The organism is Pyrinomonas sp. (assembly GCF_040289685.1).
Lineage (GTDB): Bacteria > Acidobacteriota > Blastocatellia > Pyrinomonadales > Pyrinomonadaceae > Pyrinomonas.
Window position 1 is genome coordinate 1 of sequence record NZ_PSLQ01000107.1, and the last position, 5,476, is coordinate 5,476.

Genomic DNA, 5,476 nt, shown 5'->3' on the forward strand with positions numbered 1-5,476 from the left:
CGAAGCTAAACTGACGTCGGGCAGTAAGATAGAGCTTGTCGCATGAGTTTTTACTTGAACCGAATTGAAGGCGTCTCGGGAAATGGTTACAGTGAGCTCGGTCTTGATCGCTTTTGGCATCGCGTCTTCGACTGGTTGGGCAGCCTACCCGAACGAGCAGATCAATCCCTGGTCCAGTTCCAGGCGAATGACAATCATTCGGTTTTACGCCGGCAATCGACGCGCTACACCAATGGCGCGCAGTGCGAGCGCTGGGCGAACCGGAATCATTCGGCTCTACGCCAGAGTTTCCATTACCTTTTGACTAGATCTTTGGCCAGCGCCGTTTGCAACAAAGCGCGGGCGCGCGTTGTACACATTTGAAGTAGAGGCGTTTGCGGGAGCCTTGCGCTCAAGTCGAGCATAGCTTTGAGGTCCTTGCGCGCTCCATCGAGATCGCCGAGCAACATGCGCGCCTCTGCGCGATTGATCAGCGCCGTGAAATCTTGTGGATCGGCGGTCAAGGCTGTTTCCAAGTGAGGCAGAGCGCGTTCCGGTTGGCCGTGGCGCAGCCAAAGCGCGCCGAGCGCTGATTGGAAGTAGGCGGTTGCCGGGGCCAGCGCCGCCAAGCCCTCGAAGATGGTGATCGCTTCCTGATAACGTCCTTGTTCGGCGAGCCAATAGGCGAGGTCCGCCACGAGGCGTATCTCTTCGGTAGTCCAGCCGCTCGCTGCGCCAAGCGACGCGCGGCCTTGGAGCCAGTCAAATATGGGGCGCTCCGGACGGTCCATCTTCGCTCAGAGCCTTTCGCCTACAAAATATCACGTGTGGCGCGATGAGCGTAGCGCCCAAGGTGTGTCTGGCTCCGTGATCGGGGCGAGCCGGTATGGAGCAGCTTCTTCGATGCCGTCTCTTGAGAAATCAGCCGCGATGAATACAATGAGCAACGAACAGCGAGTGTCGGCCACCGCGAGGAGAGGATATGGAGCACTTATTGGCACAGTTCTTCGATCATCTGCGGTACGAGCGAAACGCAAGCGAGCACACGCTGCGCAACTACGCTATCGACCTCGGTCAATTCTACGATTACTTGGCACCCGCTGATCCACGAACGGGCGTGCGTCGCGCGGTGGACGTGCGCCAGATAGACCACCTCACAATCCGTGAATGGCTCGCGCAGCTACACGCTGAGAAGAAGAAGAAGAGTTCGATTGCGCGCAAGCTCGCGGCGTTGCGCACCTTCTTCCAGTTCTTGATTCGGGAAGGCGTGTTGGAGGCCAATCCGGCCAAGCTGGTTTCGACGCCGCGTTTGGAGAAGAAGCTCCCCCACTGTCTTTCGGTGGAGGATGTGATCCGGTTTATCGAGACGCCGGACATCTCGACCGATCTCGGCAAACGAGATCGAGCCATTCTCGAGATACTGTACGGAACCGGAATGCGCGTTTCCGAGCTGGTCCGGCTGAACGTGCAGGACGTGGACTTTCGTCAACGCACGGTGCGCATCACGGGCAAACGGCGTAAACAGCGCATCGTGCCCTTCGGCGAACCGGCGCTCCATGCGCTTTTGCAATACATGACGGTGCGCGACAATTTCCTGCGCAACGCCCCGCTCGCGCAGCGCGACGAACGGGCGCTCTTTTTGAACTATCAGGGGACGCGGATCACAACGCGCTCGGTTGGACGCATGGTCGATAAGTACATCGAACTGTGCGCGGGCATTCACAACATCAGTCCGCACTCGCTGCGCCATACCTTTGCGACGCACCTGCTCGACAACGGAGCGGACTTACGCGACATCCAAGAGCTGCTCGGTCACGCGCGCCTTTCGACCACACAGATCTACACGCACGTCTCCATGGAGAGGTTGATCGAGATCTACGATAAATCGCACCCGAAATCTTGAAGGCGGTCTTTGCGGTGCGCGTTGATCTGGGCACGGGGCGCGACTCCGCACTGCACCAGACCGAACCGGCGCTAGAGCGATGGCGTCTCTTGGCCCGCTTCCATGACAGCTTGGCAGGCGGCATCGTAGCGGGCCGTCGGCAGCGCTTCAAGGCGACGTTCGTCTATTGGCTTCCCGCAACGTTCGCAGATGCCGTAAGTCCCTTCGGCGATGCGGCGCAACGCCTCTTCGATCTCAGCGACCAGCTGCGACTCGCGCTCGCTCAAGCGATACTCGATCTCTTGGTTGACGTCCAGCAAGGACATGTCGGCGGCGTCTTTGACGCCATCGTCGGCTTCGGCCATCTGGCGTGCATCTTGTTGGTTGTCGTTGATGTGGGCCAAGTGGCGCTCGCGTTCGGCGAGCAGCTTGCGTTTGAAGTGTTCAAGCTTTTGGGCATCCATGGGCAACCTCCCTCGTGCGTTGTGTTGCAGCGAGCGAGAGATTATAGCCCGAAGCCTTTGTTGAGGGCGACCGCTGGGCGAGAGCGCAAAAAGACGAGGCGGCGCGTTTGTTTCGCGCGCTGCTCCAATAGCGGATCGGATTGAAAGCCGCGAAGCAGCGCGCGACTGCAAAATCGGTCGCCGTTGGTTGAAGATTCCCAGATCGGTTCACACCGTGAACAGGACGGCCAGACAAGTGCGCCATTTGACCGTAGCCCCCGTTTGAGTCGGCGTTGTGAAATCGCCTCGCTTCTTCCAACGATCTTCCGTCTAGAAGCCCTATTTTGAGCGTCACGTAACCGACGCGGACGCTTTCCCCGAGCAAGCATCTATCGTTTAGAAGTTCCATTTGAGCCCGGCTTGTATCAAGCGCGGACTGCCCGGCAAGATGCCGCGCGTTCGGTCCACGATGTAGAGCCGATCGAAGAGGTTCTTCGTCGTGACGAAGAAGGTCGTGCGCCAAGACTCTAGGCGATAGTTCACAGTCGCATTCCAGACAACGTAGCTCGGGATGAGCCCGCGTTGCCCGTCAGGGGTCGGACTGACCGTGTTCAAGTCATCGCTGAACTGACGCCCGATGTAGGTCGCTTCGAGCATGGCATCGAGTCCGCGCGGGTGGCTCAACCCGATCGCTGCATCGAGCGTGTGTTCCGGCGCGTATGGGAGTCGGTTGCCGCTGACGCTGACGCGCGTAAAGCCGCTGATGCTGCTGAAGCGAACGCCCGTAAAACGAGCCGCTGGCAAGTACGTGTAAGCGACGCGCAAGTAGAGATTGGTCGTCTGATCGAAAAACGGGGCTGAATCGATGCGGCCGGTGAGTTCAACCCCTTGGTGCAGCGTGGCTCCGCCGTTGGTCAACGTCGCGCCGATGCCGCCGGCGACGCTGGCCGGAACGACTTGGTTCTCGTAGTCCATGCGGAAAAAGGTCGCGTCAAAACGTAACCCGCGTTTGGGTGCCGAGCGCAGACCTAGCTCGTAGTTCCAACTGAGTTCCGGATCGAGATCGACGACGCCGCCCGTGGAATTGTTGATGATGTCTTCGGTGCGCGGCGGAGCGAAACCGCGATGTACGCCCGCGAAAATGGTGATCGCGGTGGATGGGCTGAACGACAAGCCCAAGCCGGGAATCAATTGCGTAAGCGACGTGCGCCCCGTAACTCCCGCGCCATTGTTGGCTAGACGATTGGTCCGTAGATAACGCACGTGCTCGAGACGCAAGCCGGGCGTGATGGCAAAGGCGCCGAAAATGAAACGGTTCTGCACGAAACCGGAATATGCTTGGTTGCGTCGCAAATTGTCTTCCACCGTGATGCCCGAGCGAGCCGTCGGCGTGTCGCCGTTGACTTGAAGGCGATCTTGGTCTTCGAAGTGGGCGCGCAAGCCGAAGTCGATTTCGTTGCGCACATCGGCGAGCGAGAAGTTCGCGCGAAAGCGCGGTTCGATGCCGAAGTTATAATAGCGGCGCAAACGCCCTTCGTTGCCGCACGTCGTGAGCAGGTCGGCCATGCTCAAACAGTCCGGATCGCCCGTGCGCGTCGTCGGATTGAACAAGCGGTTGGGGCGTTGTGCAGAATTGCTCGACTGTCTCCACCAATGGCGGCGGAAATATGAACCGTAGAGGCTCGTGGTCAAGGTCAAATCGGGGCTGAAGATGTAGGCATGAGTGGCCGACGCGCCCGCGCGGTGGCCGTCGAAGTGGTCGTTGCGGAAGGGGTTGCCGCGCGGATTGGCGCGGTATTCATCTTCGCGCAGGCCAGAGTAGGTGACCATCGAATCTTCGCCGTAGTAGTTGGCCTTGAGCGTCAGGGCCTGTCGCGCGCCGAAGGTCGAAACGGATTTGAAGTTGAAGTCATTCAATCCGGAGCGCGTATTCTCGCGTGCGCCTTCGCCTTGTTTGCGCATCAGGTCGAAGAGCAGCCCTGTGTTCTTCCATGTGCCGCCGAAGTTGAAGTGGCCGTTGAAGTAATCGCGATTGCCGCCCGTCAGCGACAAGTAACCGGAAGGCTTCGTCGGTGGATTCGGCGTGATGTAATTGATGACGCCGCCGACGGTGACCGGACCGTAGAGTATCTGCCCTGATCCCTTGAGCACCTCCAAGCTTTCGAACCGGTCCACCGGCGGATGGTAATAGGAAGCGTTGTCGCCGTATGGGGCATAGGTGAAGGGAATGCCATCTTCGAGCAGCAGAACTTTGGTCGAGCGCGTCGGATTGAGGCCGCGAATGCCGATGTTGGGACGCAAGCCGAACCCTTCTTCGTCGCGCACGTTGACGCCGGCGACGCGGCGCAACACGTCACTGAAGGTGAACGGGCGCGCGCTCTCCAGTGTCTTGGCATCAATGATCTCCACGGAACCGGGCGTGCGGGCAACATCTTCGGGAGTCTCAGCCAGATGGGTTGAGCTGACGACGACTACCTCAGCGATAGCCGCCGGTTCGAGCACAAGATCGAGTCGCAGATCGGCGCCCGATAACGTCGCGCGAGTCGTTGTCGGCGCGAAACCAACGGCGCGCGCCGTGATGGAGTAGTCTCCGGAAGGAAGTCGAAAGAAGCGAAAAGCTCCAGTTTCATCGGTGGTGGCGGTGCGCCTCCAGCGCGCGTCCGCTGGTTGAAGCGCGATGGAAGCACCGGCGACTATAGCGCCGGTGCGGTCGGTAACGATGCCGTAGATGGATGATTGCGCGTGTGATTGCGCGTGCGCGGCAAGCGGCAGCAGCAGCAGCGAGCAGAGCAGAGCAAAGCGGATCATGCCTTTCTAACCCTCCATTGTCAGCGTTCGGTAATGAAATTGAAAATCGTTTTCAATATTGAAGCGGGATCATAGCCTCACATCCTGCCGAAAGTCAAGCCGGCCAACCATGGGCGAAATAGTTCGCCTCACGCCGACGCTCGAGTGACGACCTGCTTGCTCCGATCACAACAAATCGAGGCGATGAAACGCGAGGAGCAGGAAGGTCAAGCGACGACCTACTTGCCCCGAATTACGGAGAGGATCTTCCGCATCAAAAGTTATGTCGAACTTTGCCACAGTGGAGCTCGGGGAAAACTTGCTTGCGTTTTATAGAAAAGAGGGGGTGTGGGGGAGCTATAAAACCCATCCCCTTCAGGGGTGG

Annotated in this window: 4 protein-coding genes; 1 reads left to right on the top strand and 3 read right to left on the bottom strand. The window is 59.1% G+C overall.

Annotated features, from left to right (window positions below; genetic code table 11):
• Positions 1–293: 293 nt before the first annotated feature.
• Positions 294–770, bottom strand: coding sequence for a tetratricopeptide repeat protein (locus tag C4334_RS14290; RefSeq protein ID WP_352432763.1), 477 nt, complete (start codon positions 768–770; stop codon positions 294–296).
• A 191-nt stretch (positions 771–961) separates the two neighbouring features.
• Here C4334_RS14290 and xerC point away from each other — a divergent pair, with 191 nt between their 5' ends.
• A complete protein-coding gene (gene xerC / locus C4334_RS14295) occupies positions 962–1,882 on the top strand; it encodes a tyrosine recombinase XerC (RefSeq protein ID WP_352432764.1) in 921 nt (306 codons plus the stop codon).
• Between the two features lie 71 nt (positions 1,883–1,953).
• Here the strand turns inward: xerC and C4334_RS14300 are convergent, their stop codons facing one another.
• Together C4334_RS14300 and C4334_RS14305 are read right to left on the bottom strand one after the other, a co-directional pair.
• Positions 1,954–2,325 (bottom strand): TraR/DksA family transcriptional regulator, encoded by a 372-nt coding sequence (locus tag C4334_RS14300; protein ID WP_352432765.1) that lies wholly within the window; start codon positions 2,323–2,325, stop codon positions 1,954–1,956.
• 375 nt (positions 2,326–2,700) lie between these two features.
• Positions 2,701–5,112: a TonB-dependent receptor domain-containing protein gene (locus tag C4334_RS14305; protein ID WP_352432766.1), complete on the bottom strand. Its 2,412-nt coding sequence runs from the start codon at positions 5,110–5,112 to the stop codon at positions 2,701–2,703.
• Between the last annotated feature and the right edge of the window lie 364 nt (positions 5,113–5,476).